The sequence below is a fragment of the Sulfurifustis variabilis genome (assembly GCF_002355415.1).
GTDB lineage: Bacteria > Pseudomonadota > Gammaproteobacteria > Acidiferrobacterales > Sulfurifustaceae > Sulfurifustis > Sulfurifustis variabilis.
On sequence record NZ_AP014936.1, the window covers coordinates 840,622 to 859,926 of the forward strand.

General features: G+C 65.3%; 23 protein-coding genes. 17 read left to right on the forward strand and 6 right to left on the reverse strand.

Translation table 11 applies throughout. The features are described 5' to 3' along the window. The first annotated feature begins 20 nt into the window (after positions 1–20). Positions 21–797: an OBAP family protein gene (locus tag SVA_RS04060; RefSeq protein WP_096459182.1), complete on the forward strand. Its 777-nt coding sequence runs from the start codon at positions 21–23 to the stop codon at positions 795–797. Between the two features lie 38 nt (positions 798–835). Here SVA_RS04060 and SVA_RS04065 read toward each other — a convergent pair whose 3' ends face one another. Then, complete coding sequence (locus SVA_RS04065) at positions 836–1,072, reverse strand: sulfurtransferase TusA family protein (protein ID WP_096459185.1); 237 nt, start codon at positions 1,070–1,072, stop codon at positions 836–838. A 140-nt stretch (positions 1,073–1,212) separates the two neighbouring features. Here SVA_RS04065 and SVA_RS04070 point away from each other — a divergent pair, with 140 nt between their 5' ends. After that, positions 1,213–1,425 carry a TraR/DksA C4-type zinc finger protein gene (locus SVA_RS04070; protein WP_096459188.1) on the forward strand — a complete coding sequence of 71 codons (213 nt, stop codon included), beginning with the start codon at positions 1,213–1,215 and terminating at the stop codon, positions 1,423–1,425. A gap of 24 nt (positions 1,426–1,449) precedes the next feature. Here SVA_RS04070 and SVA_RS04075 read toward each other — a convergent pair whose 3' ends face one another. Then, positions 1,450–2,424 (reverse strand): MBL fold metallo-hydrolase, encoded by a 975-nt coding sequence (locus SVA_RS04075; protein ID WP_197703365.1) that lies wholly within the window; start codon positions 2,422–2,424, stop codon positions 1,450–1,452. Positions 2,425–2,434: 10 nt separating this feature from the next. Next, positions 2,435–2,920: a DsrE family protein gene (locus tag SVA_RS04080; protein WP_096459194.1), complete on the reverse strand. Its 486-nt coding sequence runs from the start codon at positions 2,918–2,920 to the stop codon at positions 2,435–2,437. 261 nt (positions 2,921–3,181) lie between these two features. Between SVA_RS04080 and SVA_RS04085 the strand changes: the two genes are divergently transcribed. From SVA_RS04085 to SVA_RS04100, 4 genes are all read left to right on the forward strand, one after another. After that, complete coding sequence (locus tag SVA_RS04085; protein ID WP_096459197.1) at positions 3,182–3,499, forward strand: EF-hand domain-containing protein; 318 nt, start codon at positions 3,182–3,184, stop codon at positions 3,497–3,499. Between the two features lie 360 nt (positions 3,500–3,859). Next, positions 3,860–5,059, forward strand: coding sequence for a selenium-binding protein SBP56-related protein (locus SVA_RS04090; RefSeq protein ID WP_096459200.1), 1,200 nt, complete (start codon positions 3,860–3,862; stop codon positions 5,057–5,059). Between the two features lie 18 nt (positions 5,060–5,077). Beyond that, a complete protein-coding gene (locus tag SVA_RS04095) occupies positions 5,078–5,716 on the forward strand; it encodes an SCO family protein (protein WP_096459203.1) in 639 nt (212 codons plus the stop codon). Positions 5,717–6,036: 320 nt separating this feature from the next. Continuing rightward, a complete protein-coding gene (locus SVA_RS04100; protein ID WP_096459206.1) occupies positions 6,037–6,396 on the forward strand; it encodes a hypothetical protein in 360 nt (119 codons plus the stop codon). 39 nt (positions 6,397–6,435) lie between these two features. Here the strand turns inward: SVA_RS04100 and SVA_RS04105 are convergent, their stop codons facing one another. Both SVA_RS04105 and SVA_RS04110 read right to left on the reverse strand, forming a co-directional pair. Next, positions 6,436–6,855 (reverse strand): hypothetical protein, encoded by a 420-nt coding sequence (locus SVA_RS04105; RefSeq protein WP_096459209.1) that lies wholly within the window; start codon positions 6,853–6,855, stop codon positions 6,436–6,438. A 37-nt stretch (positions 6,856–6,892) separates the two neighbouring features. Next, positions 6,893–7,471 (reverse strand): chalcone isomerase family protein, encoded by a 579-nt coding sequence (locus SVA_RS04110; RefSeq protein ID WP_169923959.1) that lies wholly within the window; start codon positions 7,469–7,471, stop codon positions 6,893–6,895. 337 nt (positions 7,472–7,808) lie between these two features. Between SVA_RS04110 and SVA_RS04115 the strand changes: the two genes are divergently transcribed. The 3 genes from SVA_RS04115 to SVA_RS04125 all read left to right on the forward strand — a co-directional run bounded on the left by SVA_RS04115 (position 7,809) and on the right by SVA_RS04125 (position 9,894). Beyond that, on the forward strand, positions 7,809–8,165 hold the full coding sequence (locus tag SVA_RS04115; RefSeq protein ID WP_096459215.1) for a hypothetical protein: 357 nt from the start codon (positions 7,809–7,811) through the stop codon (positions 8,163–8,165). Between the two features lie 294 nt (positions 8,166–8,459). Then, positions 8,460–8,690, forward strand: a complete 231-nt coding sequence (locus SVA_RS04120; protein ID WP_096459217.1) for a hypothetical protein — start codon at positions 8,460–8,462, stop codon at positions 8,688–8,690. An 85-nt stretch (positions 8,691–8,775) separates the two neighbouring features. Next, positions 8,776–9,894: a methyltransferase domain-containing protein gene (locus tag SVA_RS04125; protein WP_096459219.1), complete on the forward strand. Its 1,119-nt coding sequence runs from the start codon at positions 8,776–8,778 to the stop codon at positions 9,892–9,894. Positions 9,895–9,955: 61 nt separating this feature from the next. Here the strand turns inward: SVA_RS04125 and SVA_RS04130 are convergent, their stop codons facing one another. Next, positions 9,956–10,759, reverse strand: coding sequence for a hypothetical protein (locus SVA_RS04130; protein WP_096459221.1), 804 nt, complete (start codon positions 10,757–10,759; stop codon positions 9,956–9,958). Between the two features lie 843 nt (positions 10,760–11,602). Here SVA_RS04130 and SVA_RS19695 point away from each other — a divergent pair. From SVA_RS19695 to SVA_RS04165, 8 genes are all read left to right on the forward strand, one after another. Beyond that, the gene (locus SVA_RS19695) at positions 11,603–11,776 is read left to right on the forward strand and encodes a hypothetical protein (protein WP_169923960.1); all 174 of its coding nucleotides are present in this window, start codon (positions 11,603–11,605) and stop codon (positions 11,774–11,776) included. 177 nt (positions 11,777–11,953) lie between these two features. Continuing rightward, complete coding sequence (locus SVA_RS04135) at positions 11,954–12,373, forward strand: YidB family protein (RefSeq protein WP_096459223.1); 420 nt, start codon at positions 11,954–11,956, stop codon at positions 12,371–12,373. Between the two features lie 73 nt (positions 12,374–12,446). Further along, positions 12,447–13,142 (forward strand): DUF2959 domain-containing protein, encoded by a 696-nt coding sequence (locus SVA_RS04140; protein ID WP_096459225.1) that lies wholly within the window; start codon positions 12,447–12,449, stop codon positions 13,140–13,142. Positions 13,143–13,206: 64 nt separating this feature from the next. Next, positions 13,207–14,025 carry a DUF3014 domain-containing protein gene (locus SVA_RS04145; protein ID WP_169923961.1) on the forward strand — a complete coding sequence of 273 codons (819 nt, stop codon included), beginning with the start codon at positions 13,207–13,209 and terminating at the stop codon, positions 14,023–14,025. 78 nt (positions 14,026–14,103) lie between these two features. Then, positions 14,104–14,478 (forward strand): EF-hand domain-containing protein, encoded by a 375-nt coding sequence (locus SVA_RS04150; protein WP_148665373.1) that lies wholly within the window; start codon positions 14,104–14,106, stop codon positions 14,476–14,478. Between the two features lie 132 nt (positions 14,479–14,610). Then, positions 14,611–15,282 carry an SDR family oxidoreductase gene (locus SVA_RS04155; RefSeq protein WP_096459231.1) on the forward strand — a complete coding sequence of 224 codons (672 nt, stop codon included), beginning with the start codon at positions 14,611–14,613 and terminating at the stop codon, positions 15,280–15,282. Positions 15,283–15,545: 263 nt separating this feature from the next. Then, on the forward strand, positions 15,546–18,587 hold the full coding sequence (locus SVA_RS04160; protein WP_169923962.1) for a transglutaminase domain-containing protein: 3,042 nt from the start codon (positions 15,546–15,548) through the stop codon (positions 18,585–18,587). 3 nt (positions 18,588–18,590) lie between these two features. Then, positions 18,591–19,103 (forward strand): hypothetical protein, encoded by a 513-nt coding sequence (locus SVA_RS04165; RefSeq protein ID WP_096459235.1) that lies wholly within the window; start codon positions 18,591–18,593, stop codon positions 19,101–19,103. The last annotated feature ends 202 nt before the right edge of the window (positions 19,104–19,305 follow it).

Genomic DNA, 19,305 nt, shown 5'->3' on the forward strand with positions numbered 1-19,305 from the left:
TCTGCGGACAAGGAGGTCCCATGATCGCCGGGTTGCGACTGCACGGTTCCCTCACGCTCGTTTTTCTGCTCTGCGCGTGCGCCGGGCGCGCCGCACCCGAGGCCGCGATCGAGCCGCCCGGAGATCCGAAGACGCCGAAGACGAGGATGCTCGAGACCGGAGCGCGCGTGTTGCAGTCCAATGCGCCGCCGAGCACACTCGACGTGCATCTCGTCGGCTTTCACGCGGCCAAGGAGGACCCGTCCCATCAGATGGAGGCGCACCACTACTGCCGGCAGGTGAACGAGGACTTCGCCCAGTGCGCGCTCTACGACGGCGACGCGGCCGCCGCCAACCTCGTCGGCATCGAGTACATCATCTCGGAGAAACTGTTCGAAGCCCTCCCGGCGCAGGAGAAATCGTACTGGCACCCTCATAACTACGAGATCCTTTCGGGGACGCTCATCGGCCCCGGTCTCCCGGACGCGGCCGAGAAGGCGTTCATGAAGCGCAAGATGAACAGCTACGGCAAGACGTGGCATGTCTGGAACTCCGCCCCGTTCGGTCGCGAAGGCGACCGGATGCCGCTCGGCGAAGCGGTCCTCGAGTGGTCTTTCAACCGCGACGGCGAGGCGCTGCCGGCGATGATCGAGGCGCGCGACCGCCGCATGGGCCTCGATACCGCCGGGAAACGCGAGAGCCGGCGGGATCTCGTCCCGCTTGCGCACCCGCAGGCCGGCGTCGACGCGCTCAAGGGCAGGTTCGACCGGCCGACACAGGAGATTCCGGGCGTGATGGACGAGGGCGCGGCGCGCTAAGTCCCGTCGCGGCCGCGAGGTCTGCGTGCCCCTCGCGACTACCGTTTCTCGATATAGAAGAGGAAATCGCCTTCTTCTGTGCGCAGCCGGCGCAAGAGCTCGTGCGCCGTCTGCTCGTCGAGGGCCCGGAAGCCGGCGAGCGATTCGGGATCGTCCGCGACGACCCGCAGGACCTGTCCGTCGTGCAGCTCGCCGAGGGCGGCCATCACCCGCTGCACGCACTCGACCGAACTCAGTCCGCGCAGGTCGAGCTCGACGTCGAAATACAGCGCCATGCGGCTAATCTACGCGTTTTCGCCAACGGCGACAGGCGGGGCAAGCCCGGATGCCGTTCGGACCCGTCGCCCAAAAAGCGCGGGGAACCCTGTCCGGGCGGGGCAGTCTCAAGGCTTTCGTTTCGCGCCGGAGGGGTGCCATGGCAGACCAGATCGACATCGCGCACGAGCGCATCGAGCAGCAGCTCGCCGAAAGCCTGTCGCAGCGCGTGCGCTACAAAGGCAAATCCGCGCGTCGCTGCGCCGACTGCGGCGAACCCATACCCGACGTCCGCCGCCGGAGCGTGCCCGGCGTGCAAACCTGCGTCATCTGCCAGGAGGTGCGGGAGCGCGCCGCGCGCGAACGCCGCTGAGGGAGGGAAGGCGGGCGGCGGCGGTCAGAAACCCGCCGCCTGCATCTCGAGATACACCTGGTAGGCATTGCCGCGATTGGCCTGCTCGAACGTCGCCACCTCACGATACCGGCTCCAGTCGGTCTGCTCGTACGCCTCGTCGAAGGGCGTGAGCTCCTCGGCCGCCCGTCCCATGTGGCTGCGCAGGTGCTCGATGTAGCCGCGGGTGAACGCGATCGCCTCGCCCGCGTTCGCGGAGACGTCGCCGTGCCCGGGCACGATGTATCGGGGCCGGGGTGAAAGCGATTCCAGGTACTTGAGCCCGGCGAGCCAGTTTTTCGTGTTGACCTTCTCGCCTCCGAGGAACGGCAGGCGTCCGCCGAAGATCAGATCGCCCGAGAAGACCACGCCGGGCTCCTTCACGATCATGATCACGTCGTCGGGGGCGTGCGCGGGCCCCGCGTAGACGAGCTCGATCGTCGTGTCGCCCATGTCGAAGCGCGTCCGGTCGCGGAACGTCCGGTCCGGCCTGACCACGTAGGTTTTCTCGTCGATCCAGGGGAAGAGCACGCCGCGGCGCTGCTCCAGGCGCTCCTCCGCGGCCGCGCTGCCGATGTATTCCGCCGCCGCCTCGTGCGCCCACACCGTCGCCTTCGCATGCTCCTTGAAGGTCTGCAGGCCGTACACGTGGTCGGCGTGATAGTGGCCCGCGACCACGACGACGACCGGCTGTGGCGTCACGCGCCGGATGTGCTCGAGCAGGAGGTAGCTCAGCGCCGGGGTGCCCAGCGCGTCGTAGACGACCACGCCCTTTTTCGTGACCACGAAGCCGGCGTTCGAGGTGTGGCCCTGGTTCTCCGGGCCGGGCACGCCGGCATGGCCGACCGTGTAATACACGTGCGTCTGCGGCAGGCGCCGGACCTCGAAGGGAATCGTGACCTCGCCGTAGGGCGTGTCGGCCGCGCCGCCGGTCTCGGTGAAAAAGGTCAGCAGCGCCAGGACGAACGATGCCGAAATCACGCCGGTCCTCCTATTGCATGTAGGCATGGCCTTGCTGCTGCAGGCGGATGATTTCGGCATCGCCCATCGGAACGAGCTGGACGAAGCCATGGATGTCCTTGGGATCGAGACCGCGGGCCTTGGCGGCGACCTGGCACATGCGGATCGAGATCATGCCGCCGACGGTGAGGCTCTGCGCGCGCTCCATGAGCGCCTTGTACCGGTCGATGTTCTTTACCGCGAAGTACTGCACTTCGGGGCCGTGCAGCACGAGGACGATGGCCGCCTCGAACGGATCGCCGGCGTACAGGTTGGCGAGAAAGCTCGCCCGGTCGAGCAGCCGCTCCAGGCGTTCGGGGCTGTCGACCGCCACGTCGTACACGACCTTGTCCGGCTCGTAACTCGTCTCGGCCGGTGTCGCCGTGCCCCACGGCGCGGCCCGCTCGACTGCCGGGGCGGGCGCCGCCAGCAGGGCGGCAAGCGGGACCGCCATCGTCAGCGCTCTGTACACGTTCATCGCACCTGCCTCTTTTCGTCGATTGTCTATCGATCCAGACGGCGCTGGGCCGTCCCCTATTCCGATATCGGGATCGAGGTCTGGGCGTCGGGCCCGGGCGACATCGCGAACCCCGCCGCCGCCGCGGTTTACGCCGGGCGGCGCCTCTTCCGTCGCCATCTGACCACAGTGCAAGGCCGAGAAACAAACGGCGTGAGCCGTTTGCTTCACGGCATCGTATTTGCAGAGCCTCGCCCAGTGCTGATCACAGAGGAGAAAGCCATGCGAAGGATCGTGCCGACGTTCGTCGCCCTCGCGTTTTCCGCGGCATCCGCGCTCGCCGTGGCCGCCGAGCAGGAAACCCTGACCGGCGACTCCGGCCCGCCGGCGGCCATGCCGAGCTTCGAGCAGGCCGACAAGGACAAAAGCGGTTCGGTCGAGGCGTCCGAGACGACCGGTATCGCGGGCCTGGACCTGACGGCGGCGGACAAGGACAACGACGGCAAGCTCTCGCGCTCCGAGTACGAGTCGGCGAAGCAGTCGCACGAGCGGGGGACCGGCGGCTCGACGGCCCCGGAGCCGGGCGGCACGTCCCGCTGATGACCGACCCCGTCATTTCCAAGGAGACCCAATCATGATCGCAATACTGCTCTGGCTGCTGGGAGTGCCCATCACGGTGATCATTCTGCTTTATCTTTTCGGCGTGCTCTGACGCGAGATCGCCCGGACGAGCCGACCGCCGGGTCGGCTCGGTCCGGCGCGGGCCCGCCGCACGGCGGGCTTTTTTTGCCGCGCCTAAAATCCGGCTTGCAGCAAACGAGGCGCGGGGCTAGCGTAGTGCGGCTCCACGGGGGGACCGAGAATGCCGCCCTGTATCGCCGATAACCCGACGCCATCCCCGGCCGCCGTCCCCTGCGGTGCGATTCCCCGACGACAACCTTGCCTCCACAGGAGGAAGACATGCGCACACTGCACAAGGCCGCGGCGCTGCTTCTGGGTATCGCGATCACGGCTCCCGCGACCGCCGAGACCTGCCTCTCTCCGTATATCAAGGGGCTGCGCCAGCCCGAGAAGGTGATGTATCTCTGGACGCTCCCGGCCGGCGAGGGACGCGACTACCTCGCCGTGATCGACGTCGACAAGGCCTCGGCCACCTACGGCCAGGTCGTCAAGCGCGTCGAGGTCGAATCGACCGGCAACGAAGCGCACCACATGGGCTACACCGACGACCGCACGAAGATCTGGGCGGCGAGCCTCAACACGAGCCGCCTGTTCATCTTCGACGTGGCCACCGATCCGATGAACCCCAGGCTCGTCCGCACCATCGACGACGTGCCGCGGCTCACGGGACTCACCGGGCCGCATACCCCGTACGCGATTCCCGGCCGCATGCTGATCTCCATGGCTTCGGGTCCCGACGGCACCGGCCCGGGCGGGCTGGCGGAGTTCACGAACGACGGCGAGTTCATCGCCTCGCACGCGGCGCCGAACCATCCCTATGAAACGGTCATCAAGCCCGAGTTCAACCGCATGATCACCTCGAGCTGGGTGCCGCAGAAGACGTTCATGAGCTCGCTCGACAAGTGGGATCCGAAAACCTTCTCGAACTCGATGCTCGTCTGGGACGTGAAGCGGCGCAAGATCGTGCAGGAGCTCAAGGGCGACCCGATCCCGCTCGCGGCGCGCTGGCTGCTCAAGCCCGGCGCGGTGCACGGCTACGCCATCAGCAACGCGGGCGACTCGCTCTGGATGTTCCGGCGCGAGAAGGACGGCCGCTTCACCTATCGCAAGGCGGGTGACCTGGGCAAGGGCTGCGCGCCGGGCGATCTGCGCCAGTCTCCGGACGATCGCTTCCTCTACGTGAGCTGCATCGGCACGGGCGAGATCCAGGCATGGGACGTGCGCAGCCCCGAGAAGCCGCGCCTGCACGACACCGTGCAGGGTCTCGTCCAGACCAACATGATGCACGTGACCTACGACGGACGCCGCCTCTACGTCACCAACTCGGCGATCAGCTCGATCGACTACTCGAGCCGGTACGCGCTCGATCTGATCCACATCGGCCCCGACGGGCGGATGAAGCTCGATCCCTATTTCCGGATCGACTTCTCGAAGGCGCCGGTCGGTCCGGCGCGGCCGCACGACATGCTGCTCAATTAGTAATAAGTAAGTAGAGGCATGCCCGAAGGCCTGGCAAAGCGACGGGCGCTGCGGGTCGCCGCGGCGCTCGCCGGACTGCTCCTCGCGAACGCGACGGCACACGAGACCGGGTCGCCGCGGGCGGGCGCGGCGCCCAGCAACCGGCCCTTTCTCGGCGTGATCGGCCCCGCGCCCGACTTCGCGCTCCTCGACGCGGGCGGGCGGCGGGTCCGCCTTGCGGACGATCGCGATCGCGTCGTCCTCATCGCCTTCGTCTACACAAGCTGCACGACGGCGTGCCCGACGCTCAGTCTCAGGATGTCCTGGGTGCTGCGCGCGCTGCTCGCGCGCGGCATCGACGGCCGCCGCGTGCGTTTCTACTCGATCACCGTGGACCCGGAGCGCGACTCGCCGGAGGTGCTTTCGCGTTATGCCCGTTCGTTCGCGCGCGACACTGACGCCTGGCGCTTCCTGCGGGAGTCGCCCGAACGGCTGCGCCCCGTTCTGGCGGCGTACGGCGAGTGGACGCGCGCGCTTCCGGACGGCGAGCTCGACCACCCGGCGCGTCTGTACCTCGTCGACGGCCGTGCCCGGATTCGCGAGATTTACAGCCTCGCCTTTTTCAACGAAGAGCAGGCCCTTGCCGACATCGAGGCGCTCCTGTCGGAGCGGCCGTAGCCGTCGCGAAGCGTTTTTCGTTCGGCGCGCGACCGGCGGTTTTCGACAGGCAAAAAAAGCCCCCCGGAATTCGGAGGGCAGACCACCACTAGGAGGAGAACTGTAGGATTCGACAGCGGATGGCGCGGACGATTCCTCCGGGGGCGCTACCCTTTGTCGGTTGCAGGCCGCCATCGGTCCACGCCCGCAGGGCGACCGCGCGGCGTGCAGCGGCAGGGGCCCGACACGAGCGCGATTTCAGCCGCATGTCGTCGCCCGGACCTTGCGCGCCGCGGCGCGCTGGGTTGAACTAAGGCCGCATTCCGGAGGAGGTACCGCACATGCAACGCACCAGCCGCCTGATGGCCGTGGTTCTCGTCGGCTTCGCATTCGGCCCCGCGGCCGGCCTGACCGCCGCCGCCCAGACCGGGTCGGACGGCGGATTGCCGTATGTCGAAAACGAAGCGTCGAAGGAAGAGCGGCAGTGGGAGAATCTTCGGGACGCCGGTGAGCGCGCCTGCAAGGAGGCGGTGGATTCCGCGGCGTTGCTCGGCGAGCAGCTCCAGGGTCTGACGCGCCACTTCTCGCGCACCCTCGTTCAGGTCTCCGGCGAGCTGACGCGCGGAATGGCCCAGGGCGTGGACCTCCTGGCCGAGCGCCTCGACGAGATGGCGGAGCGGATGGAGCGTTCGGCCGAGTAGCCGCAGGCGGCGCCCAAAGCGTTCGTCGCCGCCTGCCGCTCAGTGTGTCGGACCGGCGAGCGCGCCCGATTGCGTCAGCCGAATGGCGTGAGGGATTCCGTCGGAGAGCTGCTCGGCGAGCTCCAGCGGGATCGCGAAATCGAGCACGAGCCCCGTCTGCGCGCGCAGCTGCAGCAGGACCGACTGCTCGCCCGGGCTGATCCCCACCGCGAGCTCGACCGCCTGCATCGGCGCGGCGACGAGCATCTTCGCCGCGCCGCCCTTCGCGCGTTCCCGTCCCGCCAGCTCCTGCGCCCGGAGCAGACCCACGATGAGCTGCCCGAGCCGCTCCTGCGGGCAGCTCAGCCTCATCGTCGATCCGTCTTCGGTGTTGAGCGAAAACTGAACCTCGTAGCCGCCCGGAGCGGAATTGAACTCCGCCATCTCGGTGATCTTCTGAACCTTGTGGTTGTCCTTCATAACGTCCTCCGCTCTTCGTTTGCCGTTTGTAGGAACCTCACCACCTGCCGAGCATTGCCTGCTTCAGTCGCTGGTCGGCCGCACCGTCGCCGAGCCAGACCTTGAGCACCGCTTCCTGGAAATCCTCGCCGGGTATCTCCGTCAGCAGCCATCCGTTGACCCATATCTCGGTGCCTTCGGGGACGAGATCGACGCTGGCCTCGTCGCCCGCCCGAAGGTCGGGGAACGCGCTCCGGAACGCCTCCACGCGATCGCACAGCTGCGCGTAGGCCGTCTCGCTCGCATTCGCGCGGAAGCGCTCCAGCGACTCGTTCACCATGTCCTCCGCGGCGACGTCCCGCAGCAGGTGCAGGCGTATGCGCTTGGGCATCGGCGCCGCCATCGCCGCTTCGGGCGTATCCGCCTGCCGCGTCAGGTAGAGCGCAGCGACGTACACGTCGAAAAAGTAGTGCCGGCGCACGCCCGCGCCGTTCAGCACCAGTCGGGTGCCGTCGAGGAGCACGGCATCCGGAACGTGCACTCCTTCTATATCCTGTGCCCACGCCGGCGTGCAGACGAACACCGCCAACGCGACGATGGAGGTTCTGCTGCCGAGCCCCACGGATCCCTCCTTCAAGCGTAGCCGCTCCGAGCGAGCCTGTATTGTCCATCAGCATCCGAAACCGGCCCGATACCGTGCATTACCTATGCAGCCCAAGGTGGTCCTGACCCGGATCTCGGGTCTTTTTCGCCGTCGGGGCTCGGGCCTTCAAACCTGTTTCGGCGCGCGCGGAATTGTTGTCGGATGCCGACACGACGTGCTCCATGCGCGTTGCCGCAGTGCGCGATCGATGCATGCTGCGTGTCGTCACCGGGCTACAGCCCGTGTCTCCGGGCGCGTGATTTCGCGAACGCGGCTCGTGGCACCTGCATTGCAAACACTAAATGTCGTTCACCCATCCTCAGGAGGACTCATGAAACGGACGATGCCTTTGGTGTTTGCGTTTGCCCTTTCTTCCGGCATGGCGGTCGCCGCGACGGAGGACGAGCGCGGATCGCCGCAAGCCGGCGCGGGCGGCGGGTACGAATCGCGTGTCGACGGAGGCGGCATGAGCGGATCGGGCGGGGATGTGCCGTCGTTCAGCCAGGCCGATCGCGACAGCAGCGGATCGATCGAACGCGAAGAGGTGGACGCGATCCCGGGCATCGACTTCTCGTCCTCGGATCTCGACAGCGACGGGCGGCTCTCGCAAACCGAATACGAGGCCGCGCGTGCGGGCGGCGGGCCGGAACCCTCGCGCGACGCGCCGGAGCCGGGCCCGAGCCGCTGAATCGCTAAAACGCTTGGCGGCGACCGGGTGACCTCCCGATCGCCGCCGCGTCCGACGAGCAGAAACGGAGTCGTTACCAATGGGCGTAAGTGTACGAGAGGACTGGTTGGGATCGGCGCGTCGTACGGCGGGGCCACCTGCCCGCAGGACGCGACCGGGAAGGATCGAGGAAGGGCGTACGCGAACGGGAAACGGCCGAGCCTCGCGCCGCAACGAAGCGCGGGACCGGTCTGCGGACGCGTACCGCGCCTTGTCGTCGCCACGCCAGGAGGCGTGGGGTGGAGGAAGAAAGCGATGAGCTATGGCTACGTCACGACCGAACAGCTCCGAAAGGCCGAGGTCAACTATACGGACGAGTTGCCGCCGCTCTGGGTGCACGGGGTGAAGCAGACGACCGGAAGGGACCCGCGCGGGTATGTCGTCTGGGTCTTCCAGCGCAACGATCCGCTGGGCGGGCCGTTGGCGGTGACGCCGGAGGGCGTGGTCCTGCTTCAGGAGGCCTGGTCCAAAGGCCTGGTGCGCTGAAGAGGGGCGGCCCCTGCCGTCCTGGCGTGAGTCGCCGGTGCGCCTGGTGTAGGCTCTGCGCCTCTCCTTTTGAGCGGAAGAGGCGATGGACGTCAAGACGGTAGTGCTCGAGCGGTACTCGCAAGGCGCGAAGGCCCGGCAATCGGATCTGTGCTGCCCGGTCGATTACGACACCGAGCTGCTCGCGCTCATCCCCGAGGAGATTCGCGACAAGGACTATGGCTGCGGCGATCCGTCGCGCTACGTGCGGGAGGGCGACGTCGTGCTCGATCTCGGGTCGGGCGCGGGAAAGATCTGCTACATGGCCGCCCAGGTCACCGGCGCGCGCGGGCTCGTGATCGGGATCGACATGAACGACGACATGCTGGCGCTGGCGCGGAAGTACCAGGCCGCGATGGCGGCCAAGCTGGGGGGCGATCGCGTGCGCTTCGTGAAGGGCCAGATCGAGGACCTCGCCCTCGACGTGGAGGCGATGGAGCGCTACCTCGCGGGCCATCCGGTGCGCACGGCGTCGGAGTACGCCGGCCTTCAGGACTGGCAGCGTCGCCAGCGCCGGGAGGCGCCGCTCATTCCGGACGAATCGGTCGATCTGGTGGTGTCGAACTGCGTGCTCAATCTGGTCGCCGACGAGCACAAGCGCCAGCTGATTCACGAGATCCACCGGGTGCTCAAGCCGGGCGGCCGCGTGGCGATCTCGGACGTGGTGAGCGACGAGCCGGTGCCCGAGCGCCTGAAGCGCGACCCCGAGCTGTGGAGCGGCTGCCTCGCCGGCGTGTTCCAGGAAGAAGCGTTCCTGCGGGCGTTCGCGGACGCGGGTTTCCTCGCCGTCGCCTACGACAAGTGGGAGGCGAAGCCGTGGCGCGTGATCGAAAACGTCGAGTTTCGTTCGGTGACGCTCACCGCCGTGAAGGGAACCGGGGAGCCGGAGCTCGACGGCGGGCACGCGGTGATCTACCGGGGCCCCTACGCATCGATCGCGGACGACCAGGGCCATGTCTATCCGCGCGGCGCCCGCATCGCGGTGAGCGAACGCAGTTTTCGCCTGCTGACCGAGGGCCCTTACAGGAAAGACTTCATCGGCATCGAGCCCGCGCAGCGCCGCGAGCCGAAACCCTTTTGCCTCCCGGCGGGATCGCGCCGTGCCCCGGCGGAGACGAAAGGGGCGCGACACGCCACGGGTTCGCCCGCGGGAGGGTGCTGCTAAGACGCGAACCCCGACCCGCCGCGGGCCGGCTGGTCGGGGTCCTTGCGCCGAGGAGCGGCGCTTACGGCGTGGCTTCGACCTGCGTCAGCACCCACTCCGCCATTCGCGGATTGGTCCCGTTCGGCGACGCCTCCACGCGCTTCACCTCGCCCATCCCGGGGCAGACCCACGAGACCGCCGAGTACTGGCCGAACATGTTGCTCATCCGCGAGTGCTGGATCTTCAGGCAGTCGCTGTACGTCCCTTGCGGGACGGTCACGCTTTCGACGCCGAGCACGCTCCCCGTGTCGAGCAGCTGGCCCACGGTCATGCCGTTTCCGTCGGCGACCGGCGAGCCGCCGCCCCAGGAGTTGGACATGCTGGCGGTGTAGGCCGCGACCGGGTTGACGATCACCCGGGAGAAGGCGATGCCGCCGCTGTTCGGATCGAAGCGATCGAGCCGTTCCCACAGGTAGGCCGTGTCGGTTCCCAAATAGTGCAGCTGCTCACGCTGGCACATCGAGCTTCCCCGAACGCGTTCGCGCACCTCGGCGACGCGGGTGCCCGCGGCGTCGCTCTGCCGGGTGTAGCGCCGCGTCTCGGTATCGCCGCAGACGGCGGTGAAAGCGGGGTAGCTCGTGGTCGCGAAGGTCTTCGCCGCCACCGTGCTCGCCTCGATGTAGTTCCGGTAGTCGTACGCCGGCGCGCCGGTTTCGCCGCCGGCAGGCGGCTGGGACCCGTGAAACTTCTTGAAGACGGGATTCTTGTCCCAGGCCCGCGAGGGATGGTCGCGGTCGTGGTCGTGGCGTCCGGTCGCCCAGACGGCGCTGGACCCCAGCGCCACCGCAAGCAGCGTCAGACCGAAAATCTTGTGGCGGCTTTTCATCGTTGTGATCTCCTCTAATGGTGTTGCAGCTGACCCGACCCCGATCGCTTATCCCTAAGCGCCACCTGGTGCCCGGGCGCGTGCTCTCGCGCCACGAGGTGGCTCATCGAGTTAAGGCGTAGCAGGGAAATCCGGTATCAGGCGCGGAAGAGGTGCGGACCTGCGCGAATTCCGAGCGGCAAGTCCGCGCGGACACAGGCTTCTGCGAAAGTGCGTGAACCGATCAACGGTATTTTCCGGCCGGCGAACAGCGGACCTGCCCGGACGGGTGTCCGGGGCTGCCCGGCACTTATATATGGTGACGAACGAGCCCGGACCGCGTCTGTCGGCAAACGGAGACACAGAAACGCCAAACCACTCAAGGACACGCATCGAGCGGCCGGGTTGCTGTCGCACACAAGCGACGGCGCCCGCGTGGCGCGACTCGCACACCGGGCCGTTCTGCCCGCGTTTGCCGCGTTTTTCGGTTCTGGCACACGGGTTGCTCAGCCGCTTTGCGGCCCGCTCATCGCCGGTGACCGGGTGCAAACGACCAACCTCAAGGAGGCTTACATGCGAAAGGGAACATGGGCAGCGCTGGTAGCGGCGGCATCGCTGGCGGGCGGTCTGGCCGCTTGCGACCAGGCGGGTACGCCGGAGCAGCCGCGTACGACTCAGCCGCCGCGGCAGGAGCAGCCGTCCCAACCCGGCGGATCGAGCAGTCAGCCCGGACAGCCGGGTTCCCCGCCGTCGGGCGGCAGCACGCGCTAGCAGGCGGGCAATATCCGCCGGTCGGCGTTTGTCCGTCCGGCGGATCCGCCGCCGAAGCGCGCAGCAACACCGCAAGCAGCAGGGAGGCACGGTTTGACGTATCGGGATCTGGTGGCGGCGGCGAACAGCGGCGACACGAAAGCGAGGGCCGAGCTCGCGATCGTCGAAAGCCGCATGCTGAACGAGGGAGTCGCCCGGTACGCCGGCCTCGACGAGCCGATCCCCGCGGACGAACCGGACGACCTTTACCCGCGCGCGGCCGCTTGACGTGGATGCGGCCGCGCGCGCCTGCGGCGGTCAGTCGAATCGTGGCCGGCCTGTGCGCCGAGGTCGCCCCGGATTGCGCGGCTTGGCGCGCTGATGTGAAGTGACTCCTCGAGAAGTGGGGTACGGCGATCGCACGCCGGAATTCACGGAAAGAACCGCTTCACCCAAGGAGGAACGATGGGTCTCTTCGACAGCATCAGCGGCGGCCTTGCCGGTCAGCTCGGCGGCCAGGGACAGAACGGCAACCTGCTGGCGGCCGCGGCGAAGCTCATCAGCAGCCGCGACGTGGGCGGCCTGAGCGGGCTGCTCCAGCTCTTCAATCAGAAGGGGAAGGGCGACGCCGTCGCCTCGTGGGTATCGAGCGACGAGAACCGGCCGATATCGCCGGACGAGGTCGAAGGCGTGCTCGGGCACGATCGCGTGCAGCGCATCGCCGACGAGGCCGGCATGTCGGAACCGGAAGCGTCCCGCGGCCTCTCGCGCCTGCTGCCGCAGCTCGTCGACAAGCTCACGCCCGACGGCAAGGTGCCCGACAACGACTCCGCGGACAACACGCTGTCGCAGCTCGCGAGTCGCTTTCTCGGCAGCGGCAGGTAGCCGACTCTCCGTTATCGATTGCCCCCGTCGCCGCGCTGGCGGCGCACGGCGCGCGCGTGCAAGAATCGGCGGCATGCCGCGCCTCCCGGACGATCGCCCGCCGCACGCCACGCAGAGTGCGCGCGCCTTCGGTCTCGCCGTCTTCGCGTCGATGGTTTTCGCCGCCGGCTGTCAGTCGGTGTACTACGGCGCGATGGAGAAGCTCGGCTACGAGAAGCGCGACATTCTCGTTTCCCGGGTCGACGACGCGCGCGAAGCGCAGCAGGAGGCGAAGCGGCAGTTCGAGTCCGCGCTGAGCCGGTTCATTGCCGTGACCGATTTCTCGGGCGGAGAGCTCGAAGACCGGTACAACACGCTCAAGGGCGCCTACGAGGAGAGCGAGGAGCGGGCCAACGCCGTGCGCAAGCGGATCGACGACGTCGAGCGCGTCGCCGGCGATCTGTTCGCCGAGTGGACGCAGGAGCTCAAGCAGTACACGAACCCCGAGCTGCGCCGCGCGAGCCAGCGCCAGCTCGACACGACGCGCGGCCGCTACCAGAAGCTCATCGCCGTGATGCAGCGGGCGGAGAAGAAGCTCGATCCGGTGCTGGCGGCGTACCGCGATCGCGTGCTGTTCCTCAAGCACAACCTCAATGCCCGGGCGATCGCCTCGCTGCGGAGCGAGCGCGCGAAGATCGAAGCCGATATCGGCGCCCTCGTCGCCGACATGAACCGCTCCATCGCCGAAGCCGACGCTTTCATAAAGGACATGTCGCCCGAGCCGTCGTAACGGCGGGATGAGACGCGGTGCCGAAGGGGATAGAATCGGCTTTCCTCATCCCATTCGGCGAGACATGAACGGGTCCTCCACCGACACCAGGCAGACGGCGCTGTGGTCCGCCGTGATCGTCGTGCTGGTCGCGATCGCGGGCGGTCTTTACTTCTGGCTCGCGCGCGCGCCGGAGGAGGCGGCCCCGGTATCGGAACCGTCCGCACCGGCGCCGGCGGCCCCCGCCGAGCCGCAGATACGCCACCCGATCGAGAAGGCCCGGCCGGAGCCGGCGGAGCGGCCCAAGCCGCTCCCGCCGCTCGCCGAAAGCGACGGCGCGGTGCACGAAGCGGCGAGCGGCCTCATCGGCAAGGACGTCTTCGAAAAGTACTTCTACCCGAAGGAGATCGTGCGTCGCTTCATCGTCACGATCGACAACCTCCCCCGGAAGAAGCTCCCGCAACGCTACGGCCTCGCCAAGCCCGTCGAGGGCAAGTTCCTCGCGGCAGGCAAGTCCGGGAACATGACGATCGCCCCGAACAATTACCGGCGCTACGCGCCTTACGTCCGGCTCGCCGACGCCGTCGACACGAAGCGTCTCGTCGCCCTCTACGTCTACTTCTACCCGCTGCTCCAGGAGGAGTACCAGAACCTCGGCCAGCCCAACCGCTACTTCAACGACCGGGTCGTCGAGGTCATCGACGATCTGCTCGCGGCGCCCGAGCCGAAGGGCCCGATCCTGCTCGCGCAGCCGAAGGTGATGTACGAGTTCGCCGACCCGGCGCTCGAGGAGTTGTCGGCCGGACAGAAGATCATGATCCGCATGGGGCCCGAGAACGCGGCGCGCATCAAGGCGAAGCTCAAGGAGATCCGCGAGGCACTGGTTTCGGGGGCCGGTAACTGACCGGCTCCCGCACGCGCTTGCGGCGCGTCCCGGGGTATCCATCGTCCAAGGCAGGACCCATCGTCCAAGGAGGACAGCATGAAACCAGCCCTACCTGCTCTCGCAATACTTGCCCTTTCCGCCGCCCCCTTCGCGGCGCTCGCCGCGGAGGATCCGGCTCGCTCCCCGGCGCCCCCGGAGCAGACGGGCGTGCCGCAGAACCTCCCGCCGGGCGGCACCGAGACGCGCGGCAGCGGCGGTACGGCCGAAGGCGTCATCCCGGAAATGCCGGCCTTCAGCATGGTGGACGCCAACAACAGCGGCTATGTGGAGCAGGACGAAGCGGCGACCGTGGAAGAGGTCGATTTTCTTGCCGCCGACAGCGACAAGGACGGCAGGCTCACGCGCTCCGAGTACGAAGCCGCGCTGAAAGGCGCCGGCATGAAAAAGAAAGGAGAAGCCACGACGCGCTGAACCGCCGAGCGCGCAGAGCATCGGCAATCGCGAACGCCGCGGGACGACCCATTGGGACGGCAGCAGGCCGGTTCGCCGTGCCGCCGCCGGTGCCCGATCGCACCGCGATACGATTCTAATAAGGAGTGACCCATGGCGGCGCAGGCCGTACTCGTCACGGGTGGCACGCGCGGCATCGGCTACGCCACGGCGCAGGCCTTTCTCGCGCAGGGCGCGCACGTCGCGATCTGCGGGACGAACCCGGAAAGCCTCAGGGCAGCCGAGCACGCGCTCGAAGTCCTCGCCGTCCGGGCCGACGTGCGGGACCCGCAGCAGGTCCAGTCCTTCGTCGAGCAGGCCCGAAAGCGTTTCGGTCGCGTCGACGTGCTCGTCAACAACGCCGGCGTCGCCTGGTCCGGCGACTTCGCCGATGAGGCTTACGAGAGCATCGCCCGCCAGATCGACGTGAACGTGAAGGGCGTGCTCTACACGGCGCGCGCCGTTTTGCCGTACATGCTCGAGCAGGGCGCCGGCGTCATCATCAACATCGCCTCCGGCGCTGGATTGACCGCTTTTGCCGGCATCACGACCTACTCGGCAACCAAATTCGCCGTCGTCGGCTTCACCGAGGCGCTCGACCAGGAAGTCCGCGACCGCGGCATCCGCGTCTACGGCGTTTGCCCCGGCCGCGTCGCGACCGACATGCAGCAGGCCTACGCCGGCCGCAAAATCGGCATGCCGCCGGAACAGGTGGCGAAACGAATCGCGGAGCTCGCCGGCCCGAAGCCACGTGCGCGAACGGGAAGCTGTGTCACTCTCGGTTGACCTCGATCCCATGCATCGTTTCGGTGCACTACAGCTTTTCCTTAATTGGTTCTTCGAAAATCGTCGAAGCCCTATCTATAAAATGGCTGTTGAAAGCGCTTACAGCGGTTTATGGTGTCGCTAACTTCATGACCCTATAAGCGCGAATGCAATTGACAAGAAGCGCAAAGCCCTCGTAGGCTCACGGGCAATAAAAAAACAGGGAGGAAGCCGCCATGCGCTCATCCGCATGGACGTGCGGGGGAGGGAGCCAGCAGGCTCCGTTGCTGACCAATCTTCGCCGTCGTCATTTTTTTCTGCGAGCAACGGCACTCGCCGTCGCCTTCGCTTTCCTCAATCTCTATCTCCAGCCTCTCGCGCTTGCCGCGAATCTTCCGGACTCACCCGAGACGCAAACGCCTCGCGAGCCGACCAACGAAGAGAAGCTGAGCAAGAACCTCGAGACGATTGAGGCTCGCCTGGGCACGCTTGAGGCGAAGCTCGCCCGGGGCGAGGATGCGAGCGCCGAAAAGCAGGCCTTGCAGGCAGCGCGCCAGGAGCTCGACGCGCTCGACACGCAGGCGCTCGCGGACTTCGCCGCCATAGAGGCGCGCCTGAAAGAGAAAAATCTCCCCGAGGTGATCCTGAACCGCCACTACGAAGCGGTGAACCAGTACAAGCAGGAAATGGCCGTGCTCAAGGCCAACCTCGACGAGCTCGACGCCGAGCCGACCGACGAGGGAAAGAAGCCCAAGGCACAGAAGGCCAGGGAGCATCTGAAGGCCAAGCAGAAGAAGAGGGGTCCAAAGACCAGGTTCGACCCGAACGACATGCCCAACAAGAGTCTCGAGGCCGACCCGAACAACAAGCCCAAGCTGACACCCGAGGAATTCACTCGTGCCGGGCTGCACAGCAACCCTTACGTCAAACTCGCCGCCCACGGCACTTACACTTTTGATCGACTCGCCGGTGCGAGTGACCCGGCCTACCTCACTGCGACGACAGAAGTTGTGCTTTCACCGGCCATCCTGGCCAAGGCGGAGGAGCTGCAGCACAACCCCGTCGCGATCTACAACTGGGTGCGCAATAACGTCGAGTGGGTACCGAGTTGGGGCGCAACACAAGATGCGGAGGTGACACTGGGTAGCCGCCGAGGGAATAGCTTGGACATCGCATCTCTTACGATCGCACTCCTTCGCGCGTCCGGCATCCCCGCCAGGTATGTGCACGGGACCATCGAAGTACCTGAAGACAATTTCAGGAGTTGGGCCGGTGGATTCAGCAATGTGACGGCGGCCGCAAACTTTGCATCCAGCGGTGGCATTCCCATAACCGGCATAACGACCGGGGGTCGGATCACTAAAGTGCAAATGGAGCACATCTGGGTCGAGGCAGCCATGGACTTCCGGCCGTCACGTGGTGCGGTCAACAGATCGGCTGATACCTGGGTCCCCTTGGATCCGAGCTACAAGGCCACGACGTTATCCGATGGTTTGGATGTCGCTGCGATTGCCGAAATAGAACCAGCCGACATGTTCGAGTCGTTTCTGGCTAGTGGAACTACGAACGAAGAAGAAGCATGGGTCTCACAACTGAATCCGGCATCTTTGTCCGATACTCAGGAGCAGGCAGACCAGGCTCTCGGTAGTTATTTGACGACTCTGCCGACAGCCACCGTGGGTACGGTGATGGGGGTGCGCGAGATCACAACGGATGTAAGAACGGTTCTGACCCAGTCACTTCCTTATGCCCTTAGGGTGATCGGTGCCCGGTACGGTTCGTTGCCAGAAACGCTGCAAAACCAGATGACGCTGGCACTAGGGGTGGACATCTTGGGGGATCTAGTTGATTCCGTTACTTTCCCTTGGGCACGGGTAAACAACCACAAGGTAACTTTCTATTTTCGCCCTGCGACAACCGCCGATGAGGAAACGCTGTTGTCGCTGATACCCGAGGATGCCACGGAGTTAAGCGATCTTCCCGCCTCCATTCCTTCGTATCTAGTTTATGTAGAGCCGATATTGGCGGTTGACGGTCAGACGGTAGTGCAGGGTACCGCTATCCGGCTCGGGGAAGAGGTGCCGCTTGTCTACAGCACGACGCATCGCGGCACAAACGGTTCCATGGTTCGTCAGTACTCTGTTATCGCTGGATCCTATCTCAACATCACGATCACTGGTGGAAGCATTTCGCGGCTCAAAGTGGAAAATGTTGAGCAAAAGCTGGCGGAGGCGCGCTCGATCCTAAGCTCAGGAGACTCGGACGGCTTCGCGCTCTTATCCGGCGACAATCTTCTGGGAGACCTTTTCTTTGCCGCCGGCCTAAGTTATTGGGCGCAGTATCTCACTCAGTCCCATCTCGTTAGTGTTGCCGAGCGAGCCCGCCACGGGCTTCCAATGGGATTTGGATCGATAGGCTACGAACCACACGTCCGCACATTTTTCGGTTTTCCGCGCGCAATAGAACGGGGGACCATGTCCGTAAACGTTTACCTGGCTTGGATCATTCAACATGCCGATGGCGATAACTCCAAGAGATTGAGTCTTGGGTTACAGACGGGGCTATTGTCGTCAGCCCTCGAGCATGTAGTTCCGGAGACGGCGCTTTCGACGCCGGAGCGAGTGGTGCAAGGAATATCAGCTGCCAAGGCGTTAGCCATAGCGCAGGCCCAAGGGCAGCGTATCTATTACCTCACCCCGCAAAACCAGGCTTCCACGCTGCCGAATCTCGCACTGGATGCGTACTCGATGAGCGACATTCAATCAGCATTGGCGGCCGGGAAAGAAGTGCTTGCGCACACCAATCAGATTTCGATTAACGGATGGGGGGGAGCCGGATATGTTCTCTTTGACCCCGTCAGCGGCGGAGGTACCTACAGGATCACTGGTGGGCTGAATGGCGGCGATTTGCCATGGGGCGACTGGGCATGGGACCTGGCCGGCGCCTCAATGGATATTTACAAGCTGTTTGAAAGGCTACGAAGGACACCGCCCAGGCTTGAGTTGACGGCTGCCGTGATACAAGCAACGGACAAACTGATCGACGGCCTTGTTAAAGGAACGGTTCGCGTTGCAAAAGTTCAGGCAATTGAACATGGAAACCTGACGAGATCATGTCTCACTGAGACCCAGGCAGCGTCGCTCAAAAGCGCTCTATCAGCGATCCATAGTTTGTCTTGGGTCAATCGCATCCCCGGTATATCTGCGCCCGGTGCGGGCTACGCAACGAGGCTGGGCCAGTATATCGCGTACATGTATGTGCTTTTCACAATGATTCATTTCATGAACTTGAACGATGCGCTGGAAGAGTGCCCACAAACGCCGTAGCCGATGTCGACGCAGCTAGAAGCCATGACTCCGTTCGCGCTAGCGAAAATGTTGCTGGTCGTGATCGCAACGTCGTGGATTTTCCATGCGATCGGAGGTGTGATCGCTCCGGCGAACAGCGAAGGCTTCGCTTGGGTCGGGGCTGCAGTCGCGAGCCTGGCAATAGTGCTTTTCGTCGTTCTTACAAGAGCAAGTGAACGCGTCTTTATCTTCATCGGCGCGATGCTTACCACCTCGATTGTGGTCGGAGCTGGAGTCTATGCGGCTACTTATCCGTGGTTATGGGTGGGGCTGGTCAGTGCCAACGTGCCGGTGTGTCTCCACATAGCTCATCGACTTTTTGATGATCGAGATGATTTTCTGTTTAGTTTGAGCAGCGCGTTCAAAGGTGAAGGTATTCCACAAACACACGAAGAAGGAATGGCGGGTCTCAAGGGTCTGCTCTTTCTAATCGCGTGCGCGATGGGTATCGCTGCAGAATACCAATTGGTCGTGTTTCTTTTCCTGAACCCGTAGATCCTTGGAGCTGTGCAAGAACGAAGAGAAAAAAGGGGCGGATTCATGGCTAGGATATTCGTCCTTCTGTACGGCGCCGTTACGGCTACTGCTATGGTGCAGAGCTTTTTATAGCTAAAAAAATGGAAACCGACGCTTTGTTCCTATCGTTGCCAAAGCAAACGCAAGTAAACGGGGACCGCCAGCACACGGGGACAGATTC